The sequence below is a fragment of the Rhabdobacter roseus genome (assembly GCF_014202275.1).
GTDB lineage: Bacteria > Bacteroidota > Bacteroidia > Cytophagales > Spirosomataceae > Rhabdobacter > Rhabdobacter roseus.
The window spans coordinates 193,888-219,049 of sequence record NZ_JACHGF010000004.1 but is presented as its reverse complement, the minus strand read 5'-3'; the positions used below and the strand labels follow the sequence as shown (position 1 = coordinate 219,049).

Here is a 25,162-nt window from a genome sequence, read left to right as displayed (position 1 = left end):
CATGGATATGAAAAAGAAATTATATGCCGTACTATTTTCCTTCGCTCTGCTCGGCCTGAGCGCTTGCGACAACGGCTTTGAAGAACTCAACAAGGACCCCAACGCCGTCACCGCCGACCGCTTTAATCCGGCCTTCCTCTTCACAACGGCCCAGCTGCGCACGGCCAAGGGCGACGAATCGGGTACTTTGTACTACGGCTCTACCTTCGTGCAGCAATTTGCCTCGCTCAGCAACGTGGGGATCTTTGATTTTCACGGCGACAAGTACGTGTACCACAAGGGCAACAACGAGGTACTTTGGAAAAAAACCTTCGATGCCGAAGGTGGTCCGGCCAAGCTATTGGCGGATGCCCTCCAGCTTTCTAAAGACAAGCCGGAGTACCACAACCTGCACCAGATGGTCCGGATCTGGCGTACACTCGTTTTTTCACGCTTGACGGATATGTACGGCGATGTACCCTACTCGGAAGCAGGCCAGGGGTACTACCAGCAAAACTATACGCCCAAGTACGATACCCAAAAGGACATTTACTACAATATGTTGAGCGAGCTGGAAGACGCGACCAGCAAGCTGGATGCCAACCAGCCCCTTTTCGCCGCGGCCGACATCGCCTACAACGGTGCTATTGCCAAATGGAAAAAATTGGGGTACTCCCTGATGCTGCGCCTGGGTATGCGCCTCTCGAAAGTAGAACCCGCTACCGCGGAAGCCTGGGTCAAAAAAGCCTACGCGGGTGGGGTATTTAGCTCGGTAGATGACAATCTGTTTATCAAAGGTACCGACGCCACCGGAGCCCAGCAAGAGCTCGTCAACGGCCAAAGTAACATCCTGAGCGTTTCCACCCGCACACCGGGGAAAATCGCCAAGACGTTCTTTGATTTCCTGAAAAACAACAACGATCCCCGCCTCAAACATACCGTGGCGGTGTATACCGACCCAACTAACGTAGCGACCAAAAATACCGACCCGGCCGTGCAAAAGGGCCTGCCCAACGGTCTGGACCGCATCACGCTCCCCAAAGACCCCAGCTACGACCCCACCAACCCGGCCCAGGAGCACCAGTACTCGGGCATCAACCGCGACGTGTACGCCAAGCTCGACGGACCCCGGATGTTCATTACTTACGGCGAAACGCAGCTGCTGCTGGCCGAAGCCGCCGTTCGGGGTTGGATCACCGGCGATGCGGCGCAGCTATACCGCAACGGCGTCACCGGGGCCATGAAGAACCTCGCCAAGTACGACGCCTCCGCCACCATCAGTGACGCCGAGATCACGGCCTACCTCACGGCCCATCCGTTTGTGGGTACCGCCGACAAGGAGAAGGCCTACGAACAAATCAACACCCAGTACTGGGCCGCCACCTTCCTAAATGGCTACGAGTCGTTTGCCAACGTACGGCGCTCGGGCTACCCCAAGCTTACGCCCATCAACTACCCCGACAACGAAACGGGCGGACGCTTTCCGGGACGGTTGCGCTATCCCGACGACGAGCCCGTGCTCAACCGGGATCATTACAACAGCACCGTAGCCCGGCAAGGTACCGACAACTACATTACCAAAGTATGGTGGGATAAGTAGCCTCTAAGTACCCCAAGTACCCCCTCGACCCATCGCCAGCTTCCGCCTCCGAAGCTGGCGATGGGTCGAGGGGGTCCATTTTCTTCAAAAAATCAGGTAATTCTACCGGCCCGAGGGTACTTTGTGTTCTTTTCTTGCTTATTTTCAAAGCTTTGATCAAAGTACCCTCAATCAACCCAGCCCCATGCGCCCCAAGTACCTTCTTCTTTTTGTTGCTTTGCTCCTGCTGTCTTCGTGCCTTTGGGCTCAGGAGCTACCCGTTGTGTTGCCAGAGCGGACCCGCGCCCAGGTCGTAGACGAAATCCTGGAAGACCGCTTCGAAAACCTGCTGCCCCGGCTCATGCGGCGTCAGGGCGTGGACATGTGGGTGATCATCTCGCGCGAGTACAACGAAGACCCCGTGCTCCGCACCATGCTACCCAGTACCTGGTTGTCGGCCCGGCGGCGGACCATCCTGGTTTTCTACGACCCCGGCGAGGGCAAACCGCTCGACAAGCTCGCCATTGCGCGCTACGACGTGGGTACTTTGCTCAAAGGCGAGTGGGACCTCAGCTCCAACCCCGACCAGTGGGACGCCCTCATGAAGATCATCCAGCAGAAAAACCCCAAGAAGATTGCCCTCAACTACTCCAACGACTACGCCCACGCCGACGGCCTCACCTACACCGAGCAGCGGGAATTCATGGCTCGCCTGCCCAAGGCTTTTCAGGGACGGGTGGTCTCCGCCGACCGACTGGCCGTAGCCTGGCTCGAAACCCGCACCGAAAAAGAAATGGCCGTGTACCCCATGATCTGCCGCCTCTCGCACCAGATCATCCAGGAGGCCTTTTCGGAGAAGGTCATCCAGCCGGGCGTCACCACCACCGACGACGTAGTGTGGTACCTGCGCCAGCGCGTCACGGACCTGGGGCTAGGTACCTGGTTTCACCCGACGGTGGACATCCAGCGGGCCGACGCTACGAGCTTCGACCACCTCCGTACCTTTGCCAAGCGCCCCGGCCAGCAGGTGATCCTGCCCGGCGACCTGCTCCACCTGGACTTCGGCATCACGTACCTGCGCCTCAACACCGACCAGCAGCAGCATGCCTACGTGCTGCGCCCCGGCGAAACGGAAGTACCCGGGTACTTGCGGGAAGCGTTACGGCAGGGCAACCGCCTGCAAGAAATCCTGACGGAGCAGTTTAAGCCCGGCCAATCCGGCAACCAGATCCTGGCCGCCGCCCTGGCGCAAGCCCGGCGGGAGGGCATTGACGGTACCATCTATACGCATCCCATTGGTCTGCACGGGCACGCGGCCGGGCCTACCATCGGTATGTGGGACGCCCAGGGGGGCATCAAAGGCCCCGGCGACTACCCGCTCTTTGAAAACACGGCCTACTCCATCGAGCTGAACGCCGCCGTGAAAATTGCGGAGTGGAACAAAACGATCCGGATCATGCTGGAAGAAGACGGGTACTTTGACCAAACCGGCTTCCGCTACATCGACGGCCGCCAAACGGAGATTTATACGATTCCGAGGAAGATTGAGTATGTGCGGTAGGGATTTTTTAGCTAGTAGCACCGTAATTATTGGTAGGTGAATTAGCTGGTAATCTGCTAACCCCGATTTGTAATCGGGCGTTGCGTTAGTTTGCGTTTAAAACGCAAGCATCATATCATCCCGATTACAAATCGGGATGAGCTCAAAGATGAGCTCGAAGAAAGTGTTTTTTGCAAAAGGCAATTTGGGGCTACTTTTGTTTTCTGTAATACTTTTCCTAAACTCCACGGGCTCTCAACAACCTCCCGACGAATTTCCCCCAAGGTACCATGCGACGATTCTTTTTGCTTGTTCTGCTTGCCCTTCCCTGCCTGGCGTGCCAGGCCCAACTACCCGCGCCCGTCGACTTGCGCACCGACCTGCTACTGCATACCGATGGAGTTTGGAAAAACGGTTTCCTGACCAACCTCACGCTGGAAGAGGCTGCCTCGGCGCTTTTTGCCTTCCAGACGGCCGACATCCGCAGCCAGCGCCCGGCGCTCAGCTGGGTACTTTCCGATACTACCCGCCTTAGCCGCCAAACCGCCTACCAGGTACTGGTGGCCTCCAGCCGCGCGAAGCTCGACGCCCAGGAGGGCGACGTGTGGGACTCGGGCAAGGTACCTGGCAACCAGCAGCTGGGGGTACTTTTGGGCGAAAAGGGCCTGGACACCAGCCGGATCTACTACTGGAAGGTGCGCGTCTGGAACGCGCAGGATCAGGCAAGTACCTACTCTGCGCCCAAAGCGTTCCGAACCGCTGCGAAACTCACGCCCTACGAAACGGCCTACTACCCGCTGGTGAAGTCGGAAGACAAGCCCGTGGCGCAGCGGCGGCTCAGCAACCAGCACGTCCTCTACGACTTTGGCAAAGACGCCTTCGGGCAGCTTACCCTCACGGCCACGAGCCTCACGGGTCGGGATACGCTGCACGTCCACGTGGGCGAGCACCTCACGCCCGACGGCCGCGTAAACCCCAAGCCGGGGGGTACTTTGCGGTACCGCTTCCTGAAACTACCCCTGCAAAAAGGCGAGCACAGCTACGCGCTACAGTTTACCTCCGACAAGCGCAACACCGGCCCCAAGGCCATCCTGATGCCCGACTACATCGGGGAGGTACTTCCGTTCCGGTACGTGGAGCTGGTGATTCCGGCGGGGCAGGTGCGGGTGCAGCACCTCACACGGCAGGGCGTGGCCTACCCGTTCAACGAGGCCGCCACGACCTTTACCAGCTCCGACACCATCCTCAACCAGGTGTGGGCCATCAGCAAGTACTCCATGAAGGCTACTTCGTTCAGCGGCTACTACGTCGACGGCGACCGCGAGCGGATTCCCTACGAGGCCGATGCCCTCATCAACCAGCTTTCGCACTACGCCGTGGATACGGAGTTCAACATGGCCAAGCGCTCGCTCGACTACCTCATTTACCACGCTACCTGGCCCACAGAGTGGTCACTGCAAAACCTACTCGTGGCTTACTACGACTACCTTTACTCCGGCGACAGCCGCGCCGTGGGGGTACTTTACAACGAGCTCAGGCCCAAACTGCTACTGCCTCTGGCCCGCGCCGACGGCCTCATCAGTACCCGCACGGGCAAGCAAACCGCCGAGTTCAAGAAATCCATCCACTACGGTACCTTCGACGGCAAGGAAGACCTCAAGGATATTACCGACTGGCCCCAACCCAGCGAGATCGACGGCTTTGAGTTTAAGGATTACAACGCCATCGTGAACGCCTTTCACTACGAAGCGCTGCGAGCCATGGAGCGCCTGGCCACGGCTTTGGACAAAAAAGACGACGCGGCTTTTTACCAAAAACGCGCCCAGCAGGTCCGGACGGCCTTCCAAAGTACCTTTATCAACGCCAAAACCGGCCTCGTGCGCGACGGCGAGGGTACCGACCACGCCTCCCTGCACGCCAACATGTTTGCGCTGGCCTTCGGGCTGGTGCCCGAAAAGTACCACGCCAGGGTACTTACGCACATTCGCTCGCGCGGCATGGCGACGAGCGTGTACGGCTCACAGTTTTTGCTGGATGCCCTCTACAACGCCCACGAAAGTACCTACGCCCTGGCGCTGCTGACTTCCACCGACCTGCGCAGCTGGTACAACATGATCCGGACGGGCTCCACCATTACGACCGAGGCCTGGGACACGCGCTTCAAGCCCAACCAGGACTGGAACCACGCCTGGGGTGCCGCTCCGGCCAACCTGGTGGTGCGCAAACTCATGGGCGTGGAGCCGCTCTCGCCCGCCTTCGGCACGATCCAGATCAAACCGCAGCCCGACACGCTGCGGCAGGCCAGTCTCCAGTACACTACCCTGCGTGGCCTGATCGACGTTGGTTTTGACAATACGCCCGAACGCTTCCGACTCACGGCCACGCTTCCCCCCAACACCAGCGGCGTGGTGTATCTACCCCGCAAAAACACCAAAAGTACCCCCCGGCAGGACGGCCAGCCCGTCAAAGCCACGGCGGAAGGTACCTTCTGGAAAATCGAAAACGTGGGCGCAGGTACCTATACCTGGGAGGTAACCTATTGATTTTAAAAATCCTATTTAGTATTAAAAAGTAACTATATTTGACATTGATCAAAAATCGCTAAGGCGGCCCATCAGACCTAGGTATGAACTAAGCGGTCCATGAAGTCAGGCTACACCATCTTTTTGGCGCTCACCTTGTTAGGCGGGCTGCTAGGCTGCGACCCTACGGTACCGGCAGAGCCTTCGTCCGAAACGCGCACTGGCGTGCCCGCTTCTATGGTCTCTGTTCTGCCCCTCGCCGCGGGGCAGGCCGAGGTGGTGGTGAAGTACCAGGTACCTCTCACCGAGCCCCAGGTAGTACTGAGCGTGCAAGACAGCGCGGGCCGAAGTCTGCCCGTGCGCGCGCAGTCCGCCCAGGTGGTAGGTACTTTTTCGCTAAGTACCTACCAGGTTGACGGGCTAGCAGCGGGCACCAGGTACCTTTTTTCTTTACAATCCTTTTATACTACCCAAGACACCGTCACGGTAGAACGTACCTACCGGCACCAGCCGGGCACGGCCTGGCGGCGGCTCCCGCACGCCCCGCTCCACCGGGGCGACTACACCGGCGCGCCCCTCACCGACGGGGTACCTGGCGGCAACGCCGCGCTGCTGTCGGTGATGCGGTACATCGACGCCACTACCTGGGAGTCCGCCTTCTACGACCTCGGGCAAGGCACCTGGACGCTTCGTCCCAGTCCGCCCCTCTCGCCGCGGCAGGGCCTGGTGCGTTTCCGGCTCTCGGCAGGTACCTACTTTTGCGGCCTGGGGTACGTCGTCAATGATAAAATTCCGGGCAAAAAAGTGTACGTCAAAGACCTCTGGACGGTACCTAGCCTTACGGCCACAAGCCTGAGCACGGTTTTTCCCGCCTACCAGGGCACCGACGGCGACCTGGCCTACTTCACGCTGGGCGCGTACGCCTACTTCCTGACACAGGAGGGGCCGCCCGCTGTGTGGTCGCTGCACGATACCTGGGAGCAAAGCCCGCGGCAGCCTTTTCCGGAGCCGCCGGGCCGCCTGGCCACCTTTACCCTGGGTGGCCTGGGCTACGTCCTGAACCAGGTACCTGGTCAGCCCCCACACCTTTACGCCTACGACCCCACCCGCGACGTCTGGACGCGCCGCGCCGACTTCCCGGGTACTTCCCGCCGCCTGGGTACTGCTTTTGCCGGGGGTAGTAAGGGGTACTTTGGCCTCGGTATCGCCCCCAGCGGCGAGGGCCTGCGCGACCTCTGGGCCTACGACCCCACCAACAACCAGTGGTACTACGCCACCGACTACCCCGGCCAGGGACAGCAGTACCTGGTAGCGACCACCGTGGGTACCCAAGTGCTGCTGGGCTGGGGCTACGAGACCCAAATCGTGCGCGGAACGTCCGCCCGAAGGCTGGTGGGCTGTACCGATTTTTGGGAATTTACGCCTTAAGAAATCCGATGACGAAACGTTACAAGTACCTCAGCATAATCACGCTGCTACTGGCCGGAGTAGGGGTACTTTCCTGCATAGACCCGGTCGGTCTGCCGATCCGGCAGGTGGAGCCCCGGCTGGTGGTAGAGGGGCTTATCACCAACGAGCCCCCGCCCTACGTCATCCGGCTAAGCTACTCTGGCGCTTTCAGTAGCACCAATCCCACGCCCGACGAGCTCGTGGTGCAGGGCGCACGGGTGACGATCGCGGAAGAAGGCGGCCGGACCGTAACGCTGGAACAAGACCCCCTCACACCTACCTACTACTGGATGCGCGACACCACCTTTCGCGGGCAGGTAGGCCGCCGCTACGCGCTGCGGGTGGAGCTGCCCGACGGCACCCGCTACGTCACCGCCCCCGAGCTCCTGGCCGAAGTACCCCCCATCGAGCGCCTCTACGCCGAGTTTCGGCAGCAGCCCGAAGGCAGCCGTGAGCCCGACCACTACCAGGTACTTCTGGACACGAACGATCCGCCCGTCCGGGGCAACTACTACCGCTGGTCGGGCTACGGCTACGTGCCGCACCGCTCCACCGGCGAGCGGCTCGGGTTTGCGGGTATTTGCTGCAACTGGTGCTGGATTCCGATTTACGCTCCACCTACCAACGTCCTTTCCGACGCCCTCGTCAACGGCAACCGCCTCAGCCGGGTACCCGTGCTGTCGTCGCCCATTTATACCGTGGGGCGCCATTATCTTGAAATTCGCCAGTACTCACTCAGCCGCGAGGCGTACCAGTTCTGGCGGCGGTTTGAGGAACAACGCCAGCGTACGGGCTCGCTTTTCGACCCGCAGCCCGCTTCCATCGAAGGCAACCTGCACCGCGAAGACCAACCTGAGCGGATAGCGCTGGGGTACTTTGGGGCGTCGGCGGTGAGTAAGGCCCGGCTCGAAGTCCCCGGCGACACGCTGAGCGTACACCGCTACCAGCTGCGCTACGGCGACCTGTTTACACCCGAAGGCAACTGCCTGCGCCTGTTTCCGCAAAGCAGGCTTTCTCCACCTTCCCCCTGGTAGTTTTTTATGGAGATACAAATACTAAAAAACGGGTTTTGGAAACTGCTGCTGGCGGGGTACTTGGGGGTACTTTCGTACTCCTGCCTGGCGCAGCAGGCAGCCGTGCAGGGCCTCGTCACGGACCTAAGTACCCAACAGCCGCTGCCGGACGTGACGGTATTGGTCCGCCAGCACAACTTCGCCACCCGAACCGACAGCAGCGGGTACTTTCGGTTCGACCTGCCGCCCGGCGAGTACTACCTGGCTTTTTCGGCGGTAGGGTACACGTCGCAGGTACGGGCGGTAATGGTGCGTACGCAGCCGGTACGTCTTGAAGTGGTGTTACACAAAGACATCCGTCAGCTCGATGTAGTAACGATTACCGACAAAAAACCCGATCAGAACGTAACCGCCGCGCAGATGGGCGTGGTGAAGCTGGACGTGAAAAATCTAAAAAACATTCCGGTGGTTTTTGGGGAAGTGGATGTCCTGAAAGCCCTGATGCTCCAGCCCGGCGTAGGTACCGTGGGCGAAGGTACTTCGGGCTTCAACGTGCGGGGCGGCCGCACCGACCAGAACCTGGTGCTGCTCGACGGCGCGCCGCTGTTTAATACGTCGCATTTATTGGGTTTTTTGAGCAATATCAACGCCGACCTCACGCAGGACGTCACGCTCTACAAAGGCCATGTCCCGGCGGCCTACGGCGGGCGGCTGTCGTCACTGCTACAGCTCACCACCCTCAGTGGCAACACCGAGCGGGTGAAGCTCACCACCGGCCTGGGCCTGATGACGGGTAGCCTGCTGGCCGAAGGCCCCCTCAGCCGCGACCGCCGCCTTACCTTCGTGGCGGGTGGGCGCGTAGCCTACCCCAACTTCCTGATCCGGCGTTTTCCGGCTCCTACCAACCAAAACCGCGCTTTTTTCTACGACCTGAACGCCCGCCTCACCTACCAGCTCACGCCCCGGACGCGCCTCACAACGACCTTTTACCACAGCTACGATACCTTCAAATTTCCCGAAGATACCCTCTACGGCTGGCGCTCCACCCTGGCCACGGTCAAGTGGAGTCAGTGGCTAGCGCCGCAGCTATCGCTTCACCTCACCGGCACCCACAGCGCGTATCAGTTTGAGCTGGAAGGCATTGCCCCCACCAACGAGTACCTATTCCGGTCGGGTATCCGGCAGCAGGATGCCCGCGCTGATCTGCTCTGGACGCCCCACCCCGCCCACCGCCTCGAGGCCGGCACGACCCTGACGGGCTACTACGTTACGCCCGGCAGCCTGCACCCTACCCGCACCAGCTCCAACCTCAATCCCCTCGCGCTGGAAGCCGAGCGCGCCCGCGAGCTGGCCTTTTACCTCTCCGACGAATGGACACCCCTGCCCTGGCTGGCGCTGAACGCGGGCTTGCGCTACGCCACCTTCCAAAACCGGGGACCAGGCACGGCCTACCGGTACCTGAGCGGCCAGCCCCGCAGCGTCGAGACCATACTGGACACCCTCACCTACGCCCGAGGCCAAACCCTGGCTACCTATGGGGGTTGGGAGCCGCGCCTCTCGGCCCGCGTGACGCTCAGTCCGCGTAGTTCGGTCAAGTTGAGTTACACCAAAATGCGCCAGTACCTGCACCTTATTTCCAACACCACGGCCATTTCGCCGGTCGATTTCTGGAAGCTCAGCGACCCGTTTGTGGCTCCTCAGGTGGCGGAGCAGTGGTCGGTGGGGTACTTTCGCAACCTGCGCGACAATACCTACGAAACGTCTCTGGAAGTATACTACAAGGATTTGACCGACCTGGTAGAGTACCAAGAGGGCGCGACGCTCCTGCTCAACCCGGCGCTGGAGGCCGACCTGCTGCCCGCCCGGGGCCGGGCCTACGGCCTGGAGGTAAGCATCCAAAAAAGTAAAGGATTGCTCACCGGGCAACTTTCCTACACCTACTCACGCACCTTTGCGCGGGCCGTAACGCCCTTCGTGAGCGAGCAGATCAACCAGGGCCGCTGGTACGCCGCCACCTTCGACCGCCCCCACAACCTGGCCCTTTCGACCCAGTGGAAATGGCCGCGCGGCTGGACGTTCGGTGCCAACTTCGTGTATACCTCGGGCCGCCCTACCACCTACCCCGACGGTACCTACCGCCTCAACGACGTGGTAGTACTGGACTACTCCCAGCGCAACGCCGACCGCCTGCCCGACTACCACCGCCTCGATGTGGCTTTTACCAAGGATACCCGGCGGCAGCCCGAGCAGGAACGCTACACCACCTGGTCGTTTTCGTTGTACAACCTCTACGCCCGCAAAAACCCCTACTCCATCTACTTCCGGCAGGAAGGCCTCAGCACCCGCAGCTACCGGCTCTCGGTCTTCGGCACCATCATTCCTTCCCTGAGCTGGAAACGTACGTTTTAGGGGTAGTTTAGGGAAATATTTAATCCCTATGAATTGATTTAAAGCCGATACAAGGCCGTCAGCCCCAGGAGCGAATTAGTCCCTGCTTTTTTGAAGTTAACTACCTGTAGGTGCGCGGCAAAGCCAGCATATCAATAATATAACTCTAGTAGTGAGGCTCTTGGCCGCGTAGCGGCTGAATGTTTATAGAAAGTTTGTTGATAGGTCGGATTCCACGTGCCTTTAGGTACGCAACCATCACTCGTTACGTACCTAAAGGCACGTGGAAGGATTGTGGTGGTAATATTGGCTACAAACATTGCGTGCCTATGGCACTGATTCCATTCCTTGTCACCCACGTAATCTCATAGTCCGCGTTAATAAAATAGCTAAGTACCTTCATATGCGCAAAGGTACTTAGCAGGTACATTGAAAAGTATATCGGTCTTTCTTCAAAGTACCCCCTCAGGGCAAATACAGCGCAAAGCCCAGCCGAAAGGCCGCTACCTGTTTCACGTCGCCGTTGTTGAGAAACCGGTAGTCTACCTGGCCCTCTAGGGCTACCTGCGGAGCCACAAAGTACGCTCCCCCCGCCCCCACGGCGGCGTTCCACCCGTCGATACCACCGTGGTTAACTGGCAATAAATAGGGAACGTCCCGCCAGCTCCAGGCATAGCCGCCCAGCAGCGTACCGTAGGGTTTGAGTTTGCCTTCCCCAAAGTACAGGCGCGCCAGGGCATTGGCATTCATGGTGCTGGATTTGTACGTAAACTGAAACCCTGACGACCCCCTCTGAAAATGATCCCACGCCACCTGTCCTCCCAGAGCCAGGTTTTTTCTGACAAAGTACCCTACCAAAGGCGTAGCCTGCAGCTGGGTATTGCGGTTAAAATCTTGCTTCCGGATGGCCCCATTGCCCGAAAGCCCCACCAGCCAGGTACCTGGCTCGGTTTGGGCCCAGGCCGAAAAAGAAGTACCTGCGAGCAGCAGCAAACAAAAGAAACACTTTTTCATACAAGTGGTTTTTAGGTAGTTGAGTAATGTTTAGAGATGATCTGTAGATTCATAAAAGCCGCATTTATGTAAATAAAAATCTACTCCGTGCCCTCCTGCAGCACGACTTTCCGGCTCTGCATGGCTCCGAAGAAGCCCAGCCCGTTGGTGACGTTGGAGTAGGTATTGGTTGATTCGCCAAAGGGGTTATGAAATCCTCCATCCTCGTCTACCAGGCGATTATTGAAAGCAACTACCACCGATTTGATGTAGCGGTCGTGTGACCGGCTCACCTGCATCACGTGCAGGTCCAGCCGCTCGCCTAGTTGTCGAAGCCACGTTATACCGACCATAAAAGTAAAAGGTATCGTCTTTTCGCCCCCAAAGGCCGGATCGAGCCGCGCCAGTGGTCTATAATTTTTCAGATTACGATCAAACTCCTGCTGGGCGTTGAAATTGTCCAGGTAGGGCGAAGCGCTCAGTGGCGATTCAAAGCTGGTCTGAATTAGTTGAGGACCTCCATAAACAAGGCTGTAATACCTAATATAGCTCAACGAAATCCAGACAAACCGTTCCTGCCCACCGTCCGGCGGGATTGTCAGCAGCAGGTTGGGATTGTAGTTGGGGTTTTGGGGTTGTCGGTCCGTGATCTCCAACGTAAAGGGTACCATGGGCGGCACGGTATCCTGGGCCGACAGAGTGAGCGCCCCCACCTGCGCCTCCACCCGGTAGATGCCCCCCGGCTTGGGGTAGGTAGCCGGTAGCTCGTAGCGCCCCTGGCCCCGGTAGGTCAGCTCACCCAGCACTTCCCCGTTTTCGTAGCAGCGCACGCGGGCGTCCGCCACGGCCGGGTACACGCTGTCGGAGGCCAGCGGCGGCAGGGTCTGGTGCAGCGTCAGGCTGATGACGCTGTCGGGGTTCAGAATGCCGTTGAGCACGTACTCCGTGGGCGAAACCGGATACGGCAGCTCCACTTCGCTCACGCAGGAAACAACCCCCAGTAGCAGGAAAAGGCTTTTTTTACTCAAACCGAAACGCATAGCTTACCGAAGGTATAATGGGAAAAAGGGTGAATTTTTTCAACCGGTTATCGTGCACAAACAAGTAAAAAGCGTTGCGCTGGCTGTAAACATTGTACACCGCCAGGGTCCAGGTGCGCGTGCCCTTGCGCTTTTGCTTGCTGGCCTGGTAGCTCAGGTCGAGCCGGTGGTAGAAGGGCATCTCCAGGTTGTTGCGCTGCGGAAAGTAGTCCAGCTTACCGGTGAACCAGTCGCCCCGCCAGCCGCTTCCCCGGTCGAAGAACAGCGGCAGCGGAGCCCCGGCAAAGCGCTGGGTGGCAATGGTAACAAAGCCCCCGTTGCTGGCCGTAAACAGGGCCTGCAGGCTCCGCCGCCGGGTGAAATGGTACTCGGCCGACAGGTTCAGGGCGTGGCGGCGGTCGTAGCGATAAGGGAAAGGCTGGCCATTGTTGAGCTCCTTAAAGACCCGCGTCGTGCGCGAGAGCGTGTAGCTCAGCAGCCCGCTGAATTTCTCCCCCGGCTTTTGCAGCAGCAGCTCCACGCCGCGCGAGGCCCCATCGCCCACGGCTACGCGGTCGTACCACCGCTGGCCGGGCGAGGTTAGGAAAGCTCCGCCCTCGGTGTACTCTAGCAGGTGGCGCATGGACTTGGTGTACACATCCACCGACCACTGCAGCGTTTTTCGAAAAGTACCGTACACCCCCACCGAGTACTGCTGCGCGCGCTGCGGCGGGATCTGGTCGGTAACGGGTACCCACAAGTCGGTGGGTAGGCCCAGCGAGGGGTTGGTCAGCAGGTGCAAAAACTGCATGGTTTGGGCGTAGGAGGCCCGCACCCCCGCCACCGAGGGCCAGAGGTCGGCGTTCAGCGAGAGGCGTGGCTGCAGGCCGTGGTAGGTTCGCCCGGCTACCCGCAGCAGGTTGTAGTGCAGCCCTCCCTGCAGGCGCAGGTTTTCGCGGGGACGGTAGAGGTAGTCGGCGTAGAGGCGGCTGTCCAGTACGAAGGTCGGCGGGCTCATTTCCGGCCGGTTCAGCTCGCCTTCGGCCCACTCGCCCTGCACCAGGCTGATCTCCGGCGCGAAGCGGTGGCGGGTCAGCTCGGTGCCAAATTGCAGCTCCGAGCGCCCCAGCGAGTACACAAAGTCCGACTTGTAGCTCAGGTCCGTGATGCCGGAGGTCGTGCGGAAGCGGTAGGTTTCGTTGGCGGCCCGCATCCGGGCCTCGATCAGGAAGCGGTAGTTGGTATAGCTGAGCGTGCTGTTTTTGAACAGGCGGGGGCCGAAGACGTGGTTCCAGCGGGCCACGGCGGTGCGGTTGCCCCAGCGAAACTGGTAGCTGCTCCGCTCCTCGCGCGAGAGCTCCCCGACGTTCCGAAAGCCGTCGTTGCCGTAGGTAAAAGCTCAGGAAAAAACGGTTGTTGCGGTTGGGCTGGTAGTTTACCTTGGCGTTGACATCGTAAAAGCCGATGCGCGTCGTGTGGCTCATTCCCGCCATGCGCTGGGCCAGGTTGCCCAGTACGTCGAGCCAGGTCCGGCGCACCGACAGCAGGTAGGAGGCCGTATCTTTTTTGAGGGGTCCTTCCCACAGCAGCCGGGTGGAGATGGGGCCAATGTCCAGCATCGTTTTCTGCTCGCGGCGGTTGCCCTCCCGCATGGTCAGGTCTACCACCGAGGCCAGCCGCCCCCCGTAGCGGGCGGGTAGTTCGTTCTTGTACAGATCCACCGACGCCACCGCGTCCGGGTTAAAGACCGAGAAGAACCCAAAAAGGTGGTTGACGTTATAGACCGGCACGCCGTCCATCAGGATCAGCGTTTGGTCGGGGCTGCCGCCCCGCACGTGGATACCCGCCGTGCCTTCCGTGCCCCCGTGCACGCCGGGTAGTAGCTGCAGCGCTTTCAGGACGTCGGGCTCGGACAGCATCATGGGCAGGCTCTTGATCTGCCGGGTCGTCAGGCGGTAGTTACCCCGGTCGTCGGAGAGCGGGGTGGTGATCTGTACTTCGTCGAGCTGCAGCTCCCAGGGCGCTAATTCAATGGTCAGGGTGGTATCGCGCGTCAGAGACAGCGTCAGCGTTTGGCTCATCAGGCCGCTGGCTTGCGCCGTCAGGGTATGCGGGCCGGGCGTCGTCGCCAACGAGAAGTACCCAAAGGCGTTGGTTTCGATTTGGCGGGTGTTATCAAGTTGCAAACGACCAAAGGCTACGGCCTCCCCGCCGCGCTGCTGTAGTACGTAGCCCGACATGCGTACCGACTGGGCCGACAACGATAAGGAGCCGAAAAGCCCCCCAACGAGAAGTAGAAAATGAATAAGAAAAGAATGGGAAGCGATGGCCCGAAGGATCCTACGCTTTGCTACTTCGCTGCTCAGGTACCCCCCAAGTACCTCCTTGGAAGTAAAATCGTGATGAAAAGTACCCGCCAGGAAAATAGACTTTCGCATAGCTTCGAGGAGAAAGGTGTGGACATTTTTAAACTATTCCCCTAAAATAGAGCAACTGGCTCAGAATAGCAAGCGTCGTAGTACGTGTAGTGATTGCGCTTTAACAGATTTCGTTCCAAGTTCTTTACAACGCTAATTCACGAGTCGATAACCTTCTAAAGAAGGGCTACCATTCGTCTTAGGTCGTATCCATTCAGCGCTTGAAGCTTTTTTAAATTCTACTCCTCTTACAAGATAGGTAACAGAGTCAACCCAAACCATATTGCCGTTAGTCCCATCAAAGTCATTAAGTTCAACTCCTTTCGAAACAAATTCTCCCAGATCTGCTTCGCTTATGTCTTTGAATTGTTCAGCCCAGCCACTACCTGGATCTGTGCACAATGTAAGCCTTTGCTCTATTCTATTATAATTGACTATAAACCGGCCGTTTTTTCCTGAAATCACCTCATAAAATGACTTCTCCTTAGTACTTGATTGAAAGTGGCTGTATAGCTCACTAAAAGCAATACTTCTAAGTTGCTCTCTATTTCCACCCTCTACGTATTTTGTACTCACCTCCGGATCTACTTTGCTAAAACAAGAAGAAAGCGTAAAAAGTAAAGCGAGGAATAAATAAATCCTTGTTTGATAAATCTTTATAGAACCACTCATGAATCAGTTTTTTTAGTATATATATTCATCTCCCCTACTTCTGAACTACTTCAAGAAGCCCCGCTCCGTCGCCAAACTGACGCGGGGCTTTCTTTTGCCACAAAAAAGTTACAAATTCCTGAGTACCCCACTTGACCAAAGTCAATTTCTCCCCGACCAAAGTCAATTTTTCTTTTTCAGGATACGACTCACCGTTTCGGGGGCCATGCCCAGGTAGGAAGCGATGTGCTTGAGGGGTACTTTTTCGTACAACTCTGGGTACTTAGTGATAAACTGCCGAAAACGCTCCTCGGCGGAGGTGGCGCGGAGCCAGCGGGCCTGCTCGCTATACAGGATCAGGTAGCGCTCGGCCACCCAGCGGCCCAGCTTGTTGGTACCAGGGTACGCCGCGTAAAGCGCCTGTAGGTCCGCGTGGGAAAAAGAAACCAGCGTTGAGTCTTCCCGCTGTGAAACTCCACCGTCGATACCGGAAAGTGGGGAATGCCTTCGGTCGAATACGTTACGACTTTTAGATTATTGTATAGGTTCTAGCTTGTAGAATGCTAGCAGCCCAGATTCAAAAGCGCACTCCAAGTAAGAAACTGAACCCTCTATATCTGTACCCCTCGCCTTCAGCTGGAACAGAATAAAAATAACGGGTAAAATCGGTAAAGCCGGAAAAGTGGCGGGCACTGACCACCAGCGACTTGCTTTCCCCGGAAAGCGGAAAGAGGTACTCTAGCCCACCTACCCCTGAAAAGTCGATGGTTTTGAACCGATCTATGTCATTATAGATATCGAATTCTTTAGCGACGTATACCGCATTTAATTTAAACCCCATTTGAGGGCCAGCGAAAACGCGAAGGTTAGTGGATCCAAGCCTGTACTTTAACAAAACAGGTACGTTCAGATAATTTAATCTGAGCGATGCTTTCCCTTGCCGAAACTCATTGTTGCCAATTCGCAACTCATAGGTGTAATTAGCGCCCTGCTGCTGAAAATTCACTTCCGGCTGGAGGTAGAAATTCTTACCAAGGCCGAAAGTGGCCGACACTCCCCCTACAAAACCACCCCGGTACGTATATTTTGCTTTGGTAATGTCCGACAAATCCCAGCCCGCATGGGCTCCCAAAGTGAATTTGTCAGGATCACGCTGCGCCTGGCAGACCAGCGTGGATACAAACCAGAACATGCAGATGGCCATTGTGTTTTTCATCTCAAAATCAAGAATTATTGATGAATATATAAGTTTGTAAAGTACCTTCTGGTGTTTTCCTCCACTGAAATCAAAGGTTTAATTTACAATCTGGGAGCGTTTGAATTTATGGACTAACGAATGTACCCATAGATTCCTGTCTAATTTCCAGGAGCAAATTAGAAACAGCAAGTTACGATTGGATTGGCATAACCAGGAGGCCGCTACTTTACTAACCCAATGTGCAACCATTGTTTAACTAGTAGTCTGTGAACATTTTGAATGCCTGATGGTTTTCACCACTCCACGAGTAAAGGAACGCTTTCTTTATACTTTACAGATCAATTCACTAGCATTTATCCAAAAAAAGTACTCATTCCTTCAAAACAAACTCTTTTTCAACCTCATTATAGGCAGCAAAGATTCCATAGCCCCCCGTAATGTTTGTGTATCTTGGGTAAGGCGTTTTAAAGGCCACAATTAGATCATCTTCAGCATAATATGTTTTACAAAACTCATAGTAGCTTTTACTGATTTGACGGGTGGATACTACAATCTTATCCCGTGCCTTAGGATCAATATTCAAACTATACGTATAGGTTAGTTCTAGTCCCTTCCTGAACGCAAGCACACCATTTACTTTGCAAAAGTCGGGGAACACAAACCTACCAAAATACCTGAACTCACAGGGATCATCAAATTCACTGGGCTTGTCCAGATCAAAGACATTCACTCCGATGGTTTCTTTGCCCACTACTCTTTTAATAATAATCATGTAGTAGTTTGGCTTCTCAATATCACTATCCTGAATTTTTATATTGAGCTCCCGAGAGGGAGTACCCGCATTTGATCTTGAGTCTATATCCTTACTGAACTCGTACGAAAGGATTACCGGAGGCGCGGGCATCGTTTCAAAATCAGTGATTGCTTTGGGAAAGCCCGGAGCTTCGACTTCAATTCTATAGGAATCATTTTCTTTCCAAACTAGCCCCGTGGCAGAAGTATAGAGGCCATTTTTTCCATGTTTTAAGGTTTCAACGTACCCTTTTTCATCAAAAAGCTTAACCGTGGCATTCGTTATGCCGTTGATATAGGTATATTGCCCCGTGGGGGGATAGGTTTTTTGTACCTCCATTTTAAGGGTATCTCCCGCTTTGATTTGGCTAAAAAGAACCAACTTATCACCTGCATAAGGTAGCTCCAAGTCCAAAGCTCTCTCTTTACAACCCAAGGCCAGGCTGAGCAAAACCAAGAAGGGAAGGAATTTAGCCATACATTACTTTCGAAAAAAGGCTCATAATTTTACAGAATAGCTAACGTAAGGCAACAAAGGAAGTACACCTACCTTATTGACCGAACTGGTAAAACCTTGGTACTTACTATAGGAAGCGGTTGGTGCCGAGGCCGGGTAGGGTTGTATTCGTAATCGCAGATAATAGGGATTTACCCGGTTGTAAGCATTATACACTCCGAAGGTCATTCTTGCCGTCCTGCGTTTGGGGCTGTCAATATCAAAACTATAACTCAGATCAAGTTTATGGTAGGCAGGAAGCCGTACATTATTTCTGTTTCCATAAAGTAACGTTGGGCTACCGTCAGGAGAGAATTGACCTTCATCAAGCTGTTTATAAATGGCTATTGGCATTGATACCGGAGCGCCTGACTGATACACCCAGGAAAGCGAAAAAGAGTAGTTGAAAATCGGGTGGGTATAGTTTCCCACCAAAGAGAGCACATGCCTCCGGTCAAAATTTGACGCGTACCAGGCACCTTCATCTATTCGGTCAAACTTCCGCTCATTTTTGGAGAGGGTGTAGCCAGCCCAGCCCGTAAAAGCCCCCTTCGTTTTGTTTATAAATACCTCCAGTCCCCTGATTCTTCCTACCCCGTCTTGCTCGATCAGACTCTGCCATGATTGGTCGAAGCTGGAAAAAAAGCCAGTACCCGTGGAATAATCAATCAGGTTCTTCAATGATTTTTTATAAACATCAATGCTTATTTCTATATCGGTTCCGATGGTCTTCGACAGGCCCAATGCATACTGCTCCGAGGAAGCGGGCTTTATGGTTTCAGTTGCCGGAACCCATACATCATTGGGTAAGCCTACACTATTACTCGTCAGCAGGTGGGTGTATTGATTCATCCGCGTATAGGCTACCTTAACCGCCATGTCGCCCGTCACTATCAGATTTGCGCTTATTCTGGGTTCCAAATTTTGGTACGTTTTCTCCTGCACATTCACCCTCACTAGCCGCCCTCCCACATTAGATTTAAACCAGGATCCCAGCATAAATTCATATTCTGTAAAGGCCGATAGTTCATGGGTAGAGATGGAGGCGTTATTGCCCAATAATGAATCTGCTGGCAGGTCAAAGCTGGTCCTCAACGAAGTTGGGAGATAGAAGTAGAGGGACGTCTGCACGCCAAATCGAATCGTTTGCCGGGGCCTTACAAACCATTCCAAACTGGATTTGTGCGTCCAGTCATTGACCATTGATAAGGATTGCAAAGCGTTGGCTTCTTCCCACTTTCGACCTTTTTTTTCAAAGCTTTTGGCCGTGATGTCAAAATGATACCTAGAATAGGAAAGAATGCTTTTCAGGAACAACCGGGGATGGAGAATATGGTTATACCGAACGGTAAAGGTAGTGTTCCCCCAATTCAGTCCGAACTTGCTCCGATCCGCCGCCAGACCATCCTCTGCCGAGTAGAAATCATTGCCGTGGTACAGGCTGGCGAAGATTTGGCTTTTGGGGCCAAACTGATGGTTGATTTTAGCGTTGACATCGTACAGCCAATAGTTGAAATAACTTCGGGCCTTCCCGGCTTTAAACAACAAATACTTTGGCAATAAAAATGCGGTAAGATAGGAACTCCGCGCCGCAATCAGATAGCTTGATTTCCCATAATGCTTCTCCTTATAGGAAAGCGGGCCCTCCCAGAGCATCCGGGAACTGATGAGCCCAACGGTTAGCTCCTTATTGTGCCTTTTCTTATTTCCTTCTTTCATGGTGATGTCAAAAACGGAGGACAACCTGCCGCCGTAGCGGGCGGGAAACCCGGCTTTGTACATTTCCACGTTTTTCACGGCATCTGTATTAAACACCGACACCAAGCCAAACAAGTGGGCAGTGTTATACACGATGGCATCGTCGAGCAAAATAAGGTTCTGATCAGGAGTGCCTCCCCGCACCAACAGCCCGGTAGTACCCTCATTGCCCGTCGTAACGCCCGGAGTGAGCGCCAACGCTTTGATAAGATCCGCCTCCCCAAATAGGATGGGGACAGATTTGAGCCGACTGATCGGTATCGTAACAAAACCGGCCGTGGTCTGCGAAAGGGTGCTTTTTTCTTGTATCACCACCTCCGACAACTCGATTGATTCGGGGGTCAAGGCAATGGGTAGGGTGGTGTCTTTGGAAAGATAGACATCGAAGTCGAAAGACCGGTAACCAATACAGGAAATCTTCAATTGAGAATTTCCCGGCGGCATCAGGAGCGTATAGTACCCGTACTTATTGGAAATGGTATTTATCTTTTTCTCCGGATAATTGATGGTAGCTCCAATGAGTACTTCGCCCGTGTGGGAATCGGTTATGTAGCCATTTAGATGTATCGTTTGGGCAACTACCGCAAAGGACATCCCTAGTCCAATGGATAGTATAGAAAGGAAGGTGTATTTTTGCAAATTACGGCGATATAGAAACTTGTATCGCCGTGATTTGCAAAAATTAATAGCGTGTCGCCGTACATCCATTATAGTATAATCCATCTACACTTTTACCCTTAGAAGGTTGACGTGGTTCATAATAACCACTATTTATCAAAAGTAGAACTACATCAACACTGTTATTGAGGGGTGAATTATTGTGTAAAACTCTATCCTTTAATATGGATGCCACAGCAGAGTTATAGCTATGAGAGCTCGTTTATCGCTTATTAAAGATTATCCCTTTGAATAGTTTACACCTTTACTGACCCATCCATAATAGGTACATAAGTTTAAAGTATCTTAAATGGCTCTTCCTTGAAAAGAAAAAGTATAGCGTCTTGCTACATAAAACCTTCTAAGATTCTTACAGATCTATACGTTTTTTAGTCTGATAATTCATTCTTCATAACTTTGAACTACTTCAAGAAGCCCCGCTCCGTTGCCAAACTGACGCGCCATTTTCTTTTGCCACAAAGGAGTTGCAAATTTCTGAGTACGGCACTTGACCAAAGTCAATTTCTGCCCGACCAAAGTCAATTTTTCTTTTTCAGAATACGACTCACCGTTTCGGGGGCCATGCCCAGGTAGGAAGCGATGTGCTTGAGGGGTACTTTTTCGTACAACTCTGGGTACTTAGTGATAAACTGCCGAAAACGCTCCTCGGCGGAGGTGGCGCGGAGCCAGCGGGCCTGCTCGCTATACAGGGTCAGATAGCGCTCGGCCACCCAGCGGCCGAGCTTGTTGGTACCGGGGTAGGCCGCGTAAAGCGCCTGTAGGTCCGCGTGGGAGAAAGAAACCAGCGTTGAGTCCTCCAGTAACTGGATGGCTTCCCGCGAGGGTTGCTGCGCCAGGAAACTTTCCGGCACACACAGCAGCGCACCCGCCTGCGCCAGCCAGGAAGTCATTTCTTTACCGCTTTCCAGGTAGTAGCTGCGGGCCAGGCCCGCATACAGAAAGTAGAGGCGGTCACTGACTCCGCCCAAGGGTACCAGTTGGGTGTACTTAGGAACTTGCTGCACGTGCAGCCGCTGACGCAGAAAAGCCAGGGCGTCGGCGGGTAGGTGGTGAAGGGCGGGGGTAGCGTCTATGAAGGCTTGTTTTTCCATGCTGAGGGTAAAGGTGTGGATCGCTTGGAGCGAGTGCTAAAATAGGGAAGGTACTTTGAAAAAGCAACTTCCCTCCAAGTACCTTCCTGTCTTTCAACGAGAAACAAATAAAAAAGCGAGCGAACTACCTCTTCGTTCGCTCGCTTATGGAAGGGGTACTTTTAACCAAAAAGTACCTTAGCAAGTACCCCGGCACAGGTACTTTACAACCCCGCGTCGTCGGAAGCGCCGAGGGCGAAGCCGGTCCAATCGAGGTCGCTGCGGCCCTTGGCGATGGCCGACAGCAGGCGGTCGCGCAGGAGGCTGGCCAGTGGCATGGGTACTTGCCCTTCGGCGGCGGTTTGCAGGGTGAGGTTGATGTCCTTGAGGCCCAGCGGCAGCCGGAAGCCCACCGGCTCGTAGGTATGCTGCGCCACCATGCGGCCGTAGTTTTGGAAAATGGGCGCGGCAAAGAGCGTCTGCGAGAAGAGGTCGTACATGGCCTGGCGAGGTACCCCCTGCTTTTCGCCCAGGGTGAAGGCCTCGGCGGCCATTTCGATGGTCGCGGCGATCATGAAGTTACCGGCCAGCTTCACCACGTTAGCGGCCCCGGCGTCTTCGCCGAAGTCAAAGTACCCCTTTACGAGGGGCCGTAGGATGGGCTCGCCGCGCTCCTTAGCCGCCGCACTACCCGACACGCACAGGTTGCCGATGCGGGACGACACGGCGTCGGGCCGGGCAAAAATCGGCGCGGCCAGGTACTTTACGCCGTGCGCCTCGTGGCGTTCGGCCAGGCGGCGGGCGGTACTGGCTGAGATGGTGCTCATGGAGATGTGCAAACTACCCTCGCCGAGCCGCGCCAGTACCTCGTCGGAAAGTACCTCCTCCACGGCGGCGTCATCGGCTAGTACGCTCACCACTACCCCGCCGGGCGTGACGGCCTCCAGCGCGCTGCTGGCTTCGCGGGCTCCTTGATCCAGCAAGGCCTGGGCTTTGCCCGAAGTACGGTTCCAGACGGTGAGGGTGTGGCCGTCTTTGAGTAAATTACCGGCAATGGGGGTACCTAAACTACCCAGGCCCAAAAAGGCGATTTGTTCAGACATGCTATCTTGTGGTTATTGATTTAGAAAAGAATCGTCATAAAGTACCTACCTACCTTTACCCGACGGCGCTACGTCTGGATCACCCCCACGTTGAAGGACTGCGTAATGGGAGCCTGGTTGGCCGCCTCGATCCCCAGCGAAATGATACGCCGGGTTTCGCGCGGATCAATGACGCCATCGACCCACAGCCGGGCGGCGGCGTAGTAGGGCGAGAGCTGCTCGTTGTAGCGGTTAGTAATTTGGGCAAGCAATTCCTGCTCTACCTCGGGCGTGATGGTTTGCCCCTTGGCTTTTAGCGAGGCCGTCTCGATCTGCACCAGCGTTTTGGCCGCGGTACTACCGCTCATCACGGCCATTTGGGCCGTAGGCCAGGCGTAGATCAGGCGCGGGTCGTAGGCTTTGCCGCACATGGCGTAGTTGCCCGCCCCGTACGAACTACCCACAATAAACGTAAACTTGGGTACCACCGAATTGGCCACGGCGTTTACCATTTTGGCCCCGTCTTTGATGATCCCGCCCTGCTCGGCGCGGCTACCCACCATGAAGCCCGTGACGTCGTGAAAAAACAGCAGCGGGATTTTCTTTTGGTTGCAGTTCATGATAAAACGCGCCGCCTTATCGGCCGCTTCGCCGTAGATCACACCGCCCATCTGCATTTCGCCCTTGCCCGACTTCACAACTTTGCGCTGGTTGGCTACGATGCCCACGGCCCAGCCGTCTACCCGCGCGTAGGCGCAGAGGAGGGTCTTGCCGTAGTCGGGCTTGTACTCGTCGAGCCCCGAAGTACCTTCCACCTCAGCAGCGTCCACGAGGCACTCCAGGAGCGCGGCCATGTCGTAGGGTTTGACGCGATCGGTCGGGAGTAGCTCAAAGAGCTGCTCGGGCGCGCGGCGCGGCGCGGCGGGAGCGCTCCGCTGAAAACCCGCGCTGGCGGGGGTACCTACCTTGTCCAGGAGCCGCCGGATGGCGTCGAGGCAGCTGGGGTCGTCGGGGTACTTGTTGTCGGTCACGCCCGAAATCTCGCAGTGCATGGTGGCTCCGCCCAGCGTTTCGGCGTCGACGTTTTCGCCCACCGACGACTTCACCAGGTACGGTCCGGCCAGAAACACCGAGCCGGTACCTTCCACGATCAGGGCTTCGTCGGACATGATGGGTAGGTACGCCCCACCCGCCACGCAACTACCCATGATGGCCGCGATTTGCACAATGCCGAGCGCCGACATGCGGGCGTTGTTTCGGAAAATGCGCCCGAAGTGTTCTTTATCGGCAAATACCTCCGCCTGCAGCGGCAGGTACACACCCGCGCTATCCACGAGGTAGATGATCGGCAGGCGGTTTTCCAGGGCTATTTCCTGCGCACGCAGGTTTTTCTTGGCCGTGATCGGAAACCAGGCTCCGGCCTTGACGGTGGCGTCGTTGGCCACGACCACGCAGAGCCGCCCCGCCACGTAGCCCAGCCCCACCACCACTCCCCCCGACGGGCAGCCGCCCTCTTCCTCGTAGAGGCCGTCGCCGGCCAAGGTACCTACCTCCAGGAAGTAGCTGCCGTCGTCGAGCAGGTAGTCGATGCGCTCGCGGGCGGTCAGCTTTCCTTTTTGGTGCTGGCTTTCTATTTTTTTTGGTCCGCCGCCCAGCTTCACGGTAGCCAGGCGTTGGTGTAGGTCATCCAGAAGTTGTTGATGCGTCATGATCAAGTCGTTTTTTATATAAACGGCCCAAAGTACCCTTTGCCGTTCTTCGCCAAAAATAAAAAGTCGTCTGCTTAGAGGCAAACGACTTCCCGGCAGGTACCTGGGGGTACTTTTGGCTACTCTTTATCGGTCTCCAGCTTCACGCCTTCTTCGCGCAGGTACTGGCCGAGGTTGAAAAAGTGGCCGTCGAGCAGCTCAATGTCCTGGTTCCAGTCTTTGGTTCGCCAGTCTTCCGCAGCCGTGGCCACGAGTACCTTCTGGCTGCTCGTAAAAATCCAGATCACCTTTTCTACGCCAAAATCCAGGAGTTTTTGGGTTTTGAGGTTCACGTAGTCGTAGTCTTTCTCCTGAATTATGTCAATTTTCAGGTCTACTTCAATCGCTACCTTGGGGGGAATCTTGACGTACTGATCATTGATTTCAGCAGGTACCAGTAAAGCTTTATCATACACATAGACATCGCCAGACACGTTGTTCTTACGGCCCATGTGCGTACCTACTTCGTTGGTCAAAAAATGGTACTGCTTTCTACCTACCTTCAGGTACAAAATTTCCAGGATATACTGGATAATAAATGATTGCAACCCGCTGCTCCCCATAATATCTTCCAATGATTTTTTATTCTGCAACACCTCCCGGTAGCCTTTGTAGTACAAGGGCTTACCGTCCAGTACCTCCCGGATCAGGTAGGCGGGTACTTCCTCGGGCGGGGCGGGGCGTTTTCTTTTGGCTTGGGCCGTTACTTCCACGATCGTTCCTTTTTTTGATGGCTTGAGGTAGCAAGATACAAAAAAGAGCGCTGACGCGCTCTTTTTTTCGGAAGGTA

Annotated in this window: 21 protein-coding genes and 1 pseudogene; 9 read left to right on the top strand and 13 right to left on the bottom strand. The window is 55.7% G+C overall.

Annotation, left to right across the window (positions count from 1 at the left end):
• Nucleotides 1–7: 7 nt before the first annotated feature.
• From HNQ92_RS14875 to HNQ92_RS14850, 6 genes are all read left to right on the top strand, one after another.
• Nucleotides 8–1,579 (top strand): SusD/RagB family nutrient-binding outer membrane lipoprotein, encoded by a 1,572-nt coding sequence (locus HNQ92_RS14875; protein ID WP_184174840.1) that lies wholly within the window; start codon nt 8–10, stop codon nt 1,577–1,579.
• Between the two features lie 184 nt (nt 1,580–1,763).
• Nucleotides 1,764–3,119 carry a M24 family metallopeptidase gene (locus HNQ92_RS14870; RefSeq protein ID WP_184174839.1) on the top strand — a complete coding sequence of 452 codons (1,356 nt, stop codon included), beginning with the start codon at nt 1,764–1,766 and terminating at the stop codon, nt 3,117–3,119.
• Between the two features lie 269 nt (nt 3,120–3,388).
• Nucleotides 3,389–5,641, top strand: coding sequence for an alpha-L-rhamnosidase-related protein (locus tag HNQ92_RS14865; protein ID WP_184174838.1), 2,253 nt, complete (start codon nt 3,389–3,391; stop codon nt 5,639–5,641).
• A 99-nt stretch (nt 5,642–5,740) separates the two neighbouring features.
• Nucleotides 5,741–7,048 (top strand): Kelch repeat-containing protein, encoded by a 1,308-nt coding sequence (locus HNQ92_RS14860; RefSeq protein ID WP_184174837.1) that lies wholly within the window; start codon nt 5,741–5,743, stop codon nt 7,046–7,048.
• 8 nt (nt 7,049–7,056) lie between these two features.
• The gene (locus HNQ92_RS14855; RefSeq protein ID WP_184174836.1) at nt 7,057–8,103 is read left to right on the top strand and encodes a DUF4249 domain-containing protein; all 1,047 of its coding nucleotides are present in this window, start codon (nt 7,057–7,059) and stop codon (nt 8,101–8,103) included.
• Nucleotides 8,104–8,109: 6 nt separating this feature from the next.
• Nucleotides 8,110–10,491 carry a TonB-dependent receptor gene (locus HNQ92_RS14850; RefSeq protein ID WP_184174835.1) on the top strand — a complete coding sequence of 794 codons (2,382 nt, stop codon included), beginning with the start codon at nt 8,110–8,112 and terminating at the stop codon, nt 10,489–10,491.
• Between the two features lie 444 nt (nt 10,492–10,935).
• Here the strand turns inward: HNQ92_RS14850 and HNQ92_RS14845 are convergent, their stop codons facing one another.
• The 3 genes from HNQ92_RS14845 to HNQ92_RS28675 form a co-directional block, all read right to left on the bottom strand.
• Nucleotides 10,936–11,484, bottom strand: coding sequence for an outer membrane beta-barrel protein (locus HNQ92_RS14845; protein ID WP_184174834.1), 549 nt, complete (start codon nt 11,482–11,484; stop codon nt 10,936–10,938).
• A gap of 80 nt (nt 11,485–11,564) precedes the next feature.
• A complete protein-coding gene (locus tag HNQ92_RS14840; RefSeq protein ID WP_184174833.1) occupies nt 11,565–12,503 on the bottom strand; it encodes a DUF4249 domain-containing protein in 939 nt (312 codons plus the stop codon).
• A complete protein-coding gene (locus HNQ92_RS28675; protein WP_246440226.1) occupies nt 12,484–13,785 on the bottom strand; it encodes a TonB-dependent receptor plug domain-containing protein in 1,302 nt (433 codons plus the stop codon). The genes HNQ92_RS14840 and HNQ92_RS28675 overlap by 20 nt, the downstream gene beginning before the upstream one ends.
• Before the next feature lie 172 nt (nt 13,786–13,957).
• On the opposite strand from HNQ92_RS28675, the gene HNQ92_RS28670 reads away from it, so the two are divergent.
• Entirely contained in the window at nt 13,958–14,182 is a 225-nt protein-coding gene (locus HNQ92_RS28670) for a hypothetical protein (protein ID WP_246440223.1), read from the top strand.
• A gap of 36 nt (nt 14,183–14,218) precedes the next feature.
• On the opposite strand, the pseudogene HNQ92_RS29180 reads toward HNQ92_RS28670, so the two are convergent.
• Nucleotides 14,219–14,401, bottom strand: a pseudogene (locus tag HNQ92_RS29180) (TonB-dependent receptor plug domain-containing protein); the annotation flags it as partial.
• 153 nt (nt 14,402–14,554) lie between these two features.
• On the opposite strand from HNQ92_RS29180, the gene HNQ92_RS28665 reads away from it, so the two are divergent.
• Together HNQ92_RS28665 and HNQ92_RS28660 are read left to right on the top strand one after the other, a co-directional pair.
• Nucleotides 14,555–14,707: a hypothetical protein gene (locus tag HNQ92_RS28665; protein WP_246440221.1), complete on the top strand. Its 153-nt coding sequence runs from the start codon at nt 14,555–14,557 to the stop codon at nt 14,705–14,707.
• A gap of 75 nt (nt 14,708–14,782) precedes the next feature.
• Nucleotides 14,783–14,965: a hypothetical protein gene (locus HNQ92_RS28660; RefSeq protein ID WP_246440211.1), complete on the top strand. Its 183-nt coding sequence runs from the start codon at nt 14,783–14,785 to the stop codon at nt 14,963–14,965.
• Nucleotides 14,966–15,052: 87 nt separating this feature from the next.
• On the opposite strand, the gene HNQ92_RS14830 is transcribed toward HNQ92_RS28660, so the two are convergent.
• The 9 genes from HNQ92_RS14830 to HNQ92_RS14790 form a co-directional block, all read right to left on the bottom strand.
• Nucleotides 15,053–15,571, bottom strand: a complete 519-nt coding sequence (locus tag HNQ92_RS14830) for a hypothetical protein (RefSeq protein WP_184174831.1) — start codon at nt 15,569–15,571, stop codon at nt 15,053–15,055.
• Between the two features lie 162 nt (nt 15,572–15,733).
• Nucleotides 15,734–15,925 carry a cyclic nucleotide-binding domain-containing protein gene (locus HNQ92_RS14825; RefSeq protein ID WP_184174830.1) on the bottom strand — a complete coding sequence of 64 codons (192 nt, stop codon included), beginning with the start codon at nt 15,923–15,925 and terminating at the stop codon, nt 15,734–15,736.
• A gap of 202 nt (nt 15,926–16,127) precedes the next feature.
• Nucleotides 16,128–16,754: a porin family protein gene (locus HNQ92_RS14820; RefSeq protein ID WP_184174829.1), complete on the bottom strand. Its 627-nt coding sequence runs from the start codon at nt 16,752–16,754 to the stop codon at nt 16,128–16,130.
• A 364-nt stretch (nt 16,755–17,118) separates the two neighbouring features.
• Nucleotides 17,119–18,018 (bottom strand): DUF4249 domain-containing protein, encoded by a 900-nt coding sequence (locus tag HNQ92_RS14815; RefSeq protein ID WP_184174828.1) that lies wholly within the window; start codon nt 18,016–18,018, stop codon nt 17,119–17,121.
• Between the two features lie 21 nt (nt 18,019–18,039).
• Nucleotides 18,040–20,433 carry a TonB-dependent receptor gene (locus tag HNQ92_RS14810; protein WP_184174827.1) on the bottom strand — a complete coding sequence of 798 codons (2,394 nt, stop codon included), beginning with the start codon at nt 20,431–20,433 and terminating at the stop codon, nt 18,040–18,042.
• 557 nt (nt 20,434–20,990) lie between these two features.
• Entirely contained in the window at nt 20,991–21,563 is a 573-nt protein-coding gene (locus HNQ92_RS14805; protein ID WP_184175137.1) for a Crp/Fnr family transcriptional regulator, read from the bottom strand.
• A gap of 203 nt (nt 21,564–21,766) precedes the next feature.
• Nucleotides 21,767–22,645: an NAD(P)-dependent oxidoreductase gene (locus HNQ92_RS14800; RefSeq protein ID WP_184174826.1), complete on the bottom strand. Its 879-nt coding sequence runs from the start codon at nt 22,643–22,645 to the stop codon at nt 21,767–21,769.
• A gap of 68 nt (nt 22,646–22,713) precedes the next feature.
• A complete protein-coding gene (locus HNQ92_RS14795) occupies nt 22,714–24,333 on the bottom strand; it encodes an acyl-CoA carboxylase subunit beta (RefSeq protein ID WP_184174825.1) in 1,620 nt (539 codons plus the stop codon).
• Nucleotides 24,334–24,452: 119 nt separating this feature from the next.
• On the bottom strand, nt 24,453–25,085 hold the full coding sequence (locus HNQ92_RS14790) for a Uma2 family endonuclease (protein WP_184174824.1): 633 nt from the start codon (nt 25,083–25,085) through the stop codon (nt 24,453–24,455).
• Nucleotides 25,086–25,162: the final 77 nt, after the last annotated feature.

Coding starts and splice junctions, on each gene's coding strand:
- HNQ92_RS14855 (WP_184174836.1), top strand. CDS start 7,057: ATGACGAAACGTTACAAGTACCTCAGCATAATCACGCTGCTACTGGCC.
- HNQ92_RS14800 (WP_184174826.1), bottom strand. CDS start 22,645: ATGTCTGAACAAATCGCCTTTTTGGGCCTGGGTAGTTTAGGTACCCCC.
- HNQ92_RS14865 (WP_184174838.1), top strand. CDS start 3,389: ATGCGACGATTCTTTTTGCTTGTTCTGCTTGCCCTTCCCTGCCTGGCG.
- HNQ92_RS14815 (WP_184174828.1), bottom strand. CDS start 18,018: ATGGCTAAATTCCTTCCCTTCTTGGTTTTGCTCAGCCTGGCCTTGGGT.
- HNQ92_RS14840 (WP_184174833.1), bottom strand. CDS start 12,503: ATGCGTTTCGGTTTGAGTAAAAAAAGCCTTTTCCTGCTACTGGGGGTT.
- HNQ92_RS14870 (WP_184174839.1), top strand. CDS start 1,764: ATGCGCCCCAAGTACCTTCTTCTTTTTGTTGCTTTGCTCCTGCTGTCT.
- HNQ92_RS14820 (WP_184174829.1), bottom strand. CDS start 16,754: ATGGCCATCTGCATGTTCTGGTTTGTATCCACGCTGGTCTGCCAGGCG.
- HNQ92_RS28660 (WP_246440211.1), top strand. CDS start 14,783: ATGAATAAGAAAAGAATGGGAAGCGATGGCCCGAAGGATCCTACGCTT.
- HNQ92_RS14860 (WP_184174837.1), top strand. CDS start 5,741: ATGAAGTCAGGCTACACCATCTTTTTGGCGCTCACCTTGTTAGGCGGG.
- HNQ92_RS14845 (WP_184174834.1), bottom strand. CDS start 11,484: ATGAAAAAGTGTTTCTTTTGTTTGCTGCTGCTCGCAGGTACTTCTTTT.
- HNQ92_RS14830 (WP_184174831.1), bottom strand. CDS start 15,571: ATGAGTGGTTCTATAAAGATTTATCAAACAAGGATTTATTTATTCCTC.
- HNQ92_RS14875 (WP_184174840.1), top strand. CDS start 8: ATGAAAAAGAAATTATATGCCGTACTATTTTCCTTCGCTCTGCTCGGC.
- HNQ92_RS14850 (WP_184174835.1), top strand. CDS start 8,110: ATGGAGATACAAATACTAAAAAACGGGTTTTGGAAACTGCTGCTGGCG.
- HNQ92_RS14805 (WP_184175137.1), bottom strand. CDS start 21,563: ATGGAAAAACAAGCCTTCATAGACGCTACCCCCGCCCTTCACCACCTA.
- HNQ92_RS14795 (WP_184174825.1), bottom strand. CDS start 24,333: ATGACGCATCAACAACTTCTGGATGACCTACACCAACGCCTGGCTACC.